Raw genomic sequence first — 4,858 nt, forward strand, 5'->3', positions numbered from 1 at the left:
TCCTGACACAGTGCATCCACACGCTCTGTAAAGGTGCTCTGTAAAAAATGGGTTCCAGTTTCCAGAGCTTCGCTTGTGACAATTGTGTCACATTGCTCCTTCACCTTTTCCAGAGAGGAGGCAGGCATCAGAAGTCCGGCCTGGGCCTTTTCCTGCTCAAAGACCAGCAGGGAAGCAAAATATTCATCCGTCTGATCTAAGATGGAGAGATAGTCCGTCACGTCCCGTTCTGTGCGGAAGGCGTATTCAGCCAAGAGGATGGGAAGCTGGGACTGCATGCCGGAGGAGGGGGAGAGAGGCTCCTGGTAATACAAAAAGCTGCCGGCCTTCAGAGAATTGTCTAAAGAGCGCAGAAGAAGCCTGTGGGTATAGCTGTCGGCATCAGAAAGCTTTTCCGGATTCAGGGATTTTAATGCCGCTATGACGTTCTCTGTGGCAGCCTGCCCTTTTAAGGTTCCCGTTTTGCTGTAGGAGGGAAGAATGGGCTTATAGCTGTAAATGCCAAAATCAGCGGGATTGGCAATGGTGTAGTGCATATTTAAGGTACTGGAGGTCATCTCGTCTGTAAACAGCTGGGAGGTAATGTGGGAAAATTGTTTTTCCTCCTGCTTATAACGAAAAAGGAATAGTGTGATTCCCGCAAAAGCAAAAAGAAAGGCAAGAGCAGGCAGAAGCTGTCTGCGGGAAATTGGGAAAGGTCTTTTCAAGATTGGTCGCGCCGCCTTTGTAGGTATGAGAATTGTTTCAATATATGCCGTCTGAAAAGAGAGTATGAGTTGTATTGCATACAACTTAATAAAATGTACTGGAAACAATATGGTAATATATTGACAGAAAATAACAACTTTACTATACTGAGAACGGAGGCCGGCATGGAAGGAAAACAGAAAAAATATCAGAAACTGATTGACTACATAGACAATTTAATCAGAGAGGGAAAGCTGGGACCGGGGGACAAGCTGTATTCAGAGAATGAGCTCAGTGGAATGTTCCATATCAGCCGACAGACCGTGCGCAAGGCCCTTGGCTTTTTGGAAGAGCAGGGCGTGGTGCGCAGAGTCAGGGGAAGCGGAACTTACATCAGCTATGACCGCAGGGAAAACCTGGAGAGGTGTAACCGGATTGCCGTGATCACAACCTATGTGGACAGCTACATTTTCCCCAAAATTATTCAGGGAATTGAGAATGTGCTGTTTGAGAGGGGATATTCCGTGCAGATTTCCTTTACCAACAATTCCCTGGAGCGGGAGAGGAGCGTTCTGGAGGATATGATCCACAGGGAGGATGTGGCCGGTATTATTGTGGAGGGCACAAAGAGCGGACTGCCCAATCCCAATATCCATCTTTACAGACAGCTGCTTAGGCGCAAGGTGCCGATTTTGTTCCTCAATACCTATTATCCTGAGCTGGATGTGCCTCATGTATCCTTGAATGATACAGAGGCAGCGAAAGCGGCAGTGAATTATCTGATTGGAAGAGGGCACAAAAACATTGGGGCGGTGCTTAAGCTGGACGACGGACAGGGCAGGCTGCGGTATCTGGGCTATCTTAAGGCTTTGGAAAGGGCGGGATATCAAGTGACGGATTCCCGGGTGGTCTGGGTCGATACGGAGGAAGCCAGGCAGCTAAACTGCTGCATGGAAAGGATACAAAGCAGATTACAGGAATGCAGCGCGTTGTTTTGTTATAATGATCAGATTGCCTTTCAGCTGATTCAGCTTCTGACAAGGCAGGGCATCCGGATTCCGCAGGATGTTTCGGTGATCAGCATTGATGATTCCGATCTGGCGCTGCACAGCGAGGTGGCGATTACCTCTCTGCCCCATCCCAAGGAAAAGCTTGGCGCAAAGGCCGCCCAGATTCTGCTGGAAATGCTGGAAACAAACAAAAGGGGCGAAACCTTTGAATTTGAAACCAGAGTGGTGGAACGGGATTCTGTGGCGGATTATGGAGCATATGTGGGTGCGGTTTTTCAGAAGGAAGTAAAAGGAGAGTCCAAAGAGGCGCTGCATGCACGGACTCTTCCTATAAAAAAAGGCAGCGCAGAAACGAGGGAAAATGAGCGAAGGTATCAGAAAAGCAATTGAAACAGGAAGCACGGCTCTTGGCATTGAGTTTGGTTCCACAAGAATCAAGGCCGTTTTGGTGGACAAAAGCCATCAGCCCATTGCCATGGGAGCCTACGACTGGGAAAATCGTCTGGAAAACAATATCTGGACCTACAGCCTGGAGGATATCTGGAAGGGGCTGCAAGGGTGCTATCAAAGTCTGGCGGAGGATGTGCGGGAAAAATATGGCGTGGCCCTGAAAAAGCTGGGCAGCCTTGGCTTCAGCGGTATGATGCACGGGTATATGGCCTTTGATAAGGCGGGAGAGCTGCTTGTACCCTTCCGCACCTGGAGAAACACCATGACGGAGGAGGCCTGTAAAAAGCTGACGGCGGCCTTTGATTTCAATATTCCCCAGAGATGGAGCATTGCGCATTTATATCAGGCAATCCTGAAAGGGGAGGAGCATGTGGACAGAATTGACTATCTCACAACACTGGCAGGCTACATTCACTGGAAGCTCAGCGGGAAAAGGGTGCTGGGTGTGGGAGAGGCGTCCGGAATGTTTCCCATTGATTCAGGCACCTGTGACTATCATGAGAAGATGCTGGAGCAGTTTGACAGACTGATTTCTGACAAGAGCTTTGGCTGGAGCATCCGCGGCATTCTGCCCAAGGTGCTCTGTGCGGGAGAAAATGCAGGATATCTGACAGAGGAGGGGGCAGGGCTTTTAGATCCATCCGGTGTCCTGGAGCCGGGGGTTCTCATGTGTCCTCCGGAGGGAGATGCAGGCACGGGAATGACGGCCACAAACAGCGTGGCTGTCCGCACAGGAAATGTTTCGGCAGGTACATCCATCTTTGCCATGGTGGTTTTAGAAAAGCCGTTGTCCAAGGTATATGAGGAGATCGATATGGTGACCACCCCTGACGGCCTGCCGGTGGCTATGGTGCACTGCAATAACTGCACCTCGGATCTGAATGCCTGGGTCAGCCTGTTTCAGGAATTTGCCGGCTTGTTTGGCATAAAAGCCGACCCGGGGGAACTGTTTACGGCATTGTATGGGGAAGCGCTGAAGGGGGATGCGGATTGCGGAGGACTTCTCTCTTACAATTATTATTCGGGGGAGCCCATCACGGGAGTGGACGAAGGAAGGCCTTTGTTTGTGCGCACTCCTGATGCAAAATTCACCCTGGCAAACTTCATGCGGACCCATCTGTACAGCGCCCTTGCCACGCTGAAAATAGGGATGGATATTCTGTTAGACCAGGAGAAGGTCACTGTGGATTCCCTGATGGGACACGGCGGACTGTTCAAGACCCCAGTGGTGGGACAGCGTCTGCTGGCAGGAGCAATGGGAGCGCCTGTGACTGTGATGGATACCGCAAGCGAAGGCGGGGCCTGGGGAATGGCCCTGTTAGCCGCTTATCTCCGGGAAAAGAAAGAAGGAGAGAGCCTGCCTAAGTACCTTCAGACACAGGTTTTTGCAGGATGGTCTGGCAGCACCATTGAGCCTGACCGGGCGGACGGGGCAGGCTTTGAGAAATTTATGGAGCGTTATCTGGGAGCCTTTGGAGCTGAGAAGGCAGCAGTAGAAGGACTCGTTTAGGGGGACTGATACGGATTTTTTCGGGAAAGGAAGCATACAAGGAATGTTGGAAGAATTAAAGCAACTGGTATATGAGGCAAATATGGAGCTGCCCAGATATGGTCTTGTGACCTTTACCTGGGGAAATGCAAGCGCCATTGACAGAGACAACGGCCTGTTTGTGATTAAGCCAAGCGGTGTGGCCTATGAGAAGCTTACGCCCCAGGACATGGTGGTGGTGGATATGGAGGGAAGGAAGGTTGAGGGAAAATACCAGCCCTCCTCGGACACTCCCACGCATCTGGAGCTGTATAAGGCGTTTTCTGAGATTGGCGGTATTGTACACACCCATTCCTCCTACGCCACAAGCTGGGCTCAGGCGGGCAGAGATATTCCCTGCTACGGCACCACCCACGCGGACTACATATATGGCCCGGTGCCTTGTGTCAGGTGTCTGACAAAGGAGGAGATCGAAACGGCCTATGAGAAGAACACGGGGCTTTTGATTGCAGAGGCGTTCAAAATCATGAGAAAGGACCCCATGGCAGTGCCTGCAGTGCTGTGCAAAAATCATGGCCCTTTTACCTGGGGAAAAAATGCGGCTGAGGCTGTACATAATGCGGTGGTTCTGGAGGAAGTGGCCAAGATGGCTTACCGGGCAGAGTGCATTCAGCCCAAAATACTGCCGGCGCCTCAGGAGCTGCAGGATAAGCATTATTTCAGAAAGCACGGAGCAAATGCCTATTATGGACAGAAAGAAGAGGCTTAAAAGCGGCAGTGCACGAGCACAATCAACATTTTTGAGCAAATTGTGCTGGACGAAGCCAGGGGTTTATGCTAGTATTATCTGGGAAGACAGATAGCAGTGACAGCCGGCAACCGGCTTTCGGCAGAATGGAGGAAACGATGAACAATTTAGACCTGCAGAAACAGGCGAACGAAATCCGCAAGGGCATAGTGACCGCAGTCCATAGTGCAAAGGCAGGACATCCGGGCGGCTCTCTCTCTGCGGCAGATGTGTTTACCTATCTTTATTTTGAGGAGATGAACATTGATCCCAAGAATCCTGCTATGGAGAACAGAGACCGCTTTGTGCTGTCCAAAGGGCACACGGCGCCTGGGCTTTATTCCACTTTGGCCCACAGAGGATTTTTCCCGGTGGAAGACCTGGTTACTTTGAGAAAGCTGGGCTCCTACCTTCAGGGACATCCCTGTATTCATA

Annotated in this window: 4 protein-coding genes and 1 pseudogene; 4 read left to right on the forward strand and 1 reads right to left on the reverse strand. The window is 50.8% G+C overall.

Translation table 11 applies throughout. From position 1 onward, the window contains the following. On the reverse strand, nt 1-707 hold a 707-nt coding region (locus tag AC1WIP_RS11360; RefSeq protein ID WP_481141934.1), incomplete at its 3' end, for a DUF885 family protein. Nucleotides 708-872: 165 nt separating this feature from the next. On the opposite strand from AC1WIP_RS11360, the gene AC1WIP_RS11365 reads away from it, so the two are divergent. From AC1WIP_RS11365 to AC1WIP_RS11380, 4 genes and pseudogenes are all read left to right on the forward strand, one after another. Continuing rightward, nucleotides 873-2,087, forward strand: coding sequence for a substrate-binding domain-containing protein (locus AC1WIP_RS11365; RefSeq protein ID WP_481141935.1), 1,215 nt, complete (start codon nt 873-875; stop codon nt 2,085-2,087). Further along, nucleotides 2,059-3,657: a xylulokinase gene (locus tag AC1WIP_RS11370; RefSeq protein ID WP_481141936.1), complete on the forward strand. Its 1,599-nt coding sequence runs from the start codon at nt 2,059-2,061 to the stop codon at nt 3,655-3,657. Before AC1WIP_RS11365 ends, AC1WIP_RS11370 begins: the two co-directional genes overlap by 29 nt. Before the next feature lie 43 nt (nt 3,658-3,700). Continuing rightward, on the forward strand, nt 3,701-4,405 hold the full coding sequence (locus AC1WIP_RS11375; RefSeq protein ID WP_481141937.1) for an L-ribulose-5-phosphate 4-epimerase: 705 nt from the start codon (nt 3,701-3,703) through the stop codon (nt 4,403-4,405). 137 nt (nt 4,406-4,542) lie between these two features. After that, a pseudogene (locus tag AC1WIP_RS11380) lies at nt 4,543-4,858 on the forward strand (transketolase); the annotation flags it as partial.

This window comes from Acetatifactor sp. (assembly GCF_982438285.1).

What these genes read in the sequence shown, in the direction of transcription:
- AC1WIP_RS11365 (WP_481141935.1), top strand. Translation starts at nt 873, where the DNA reads ATGGAAGGAAAACAGAAAAAATATCAGAAACTGATTGACTACATAGAC.
- AC1WIP_RS11370 (WP_481141936.1), top strand. Translation starts at nt 2,059, where the DNA reads ATGAGCGAAGGTATCAGAAAAGCAATTGAAACAGGAAGCACGGCTCTT.
- AC1WIP_RS11375 (WP_481141937.1), top strand. Translation starts at nt 3,701, where the DNA reads ATGTTGGAAGAATTAAAGCAACTGGTATATGAGGCAAATATGGAGCTG.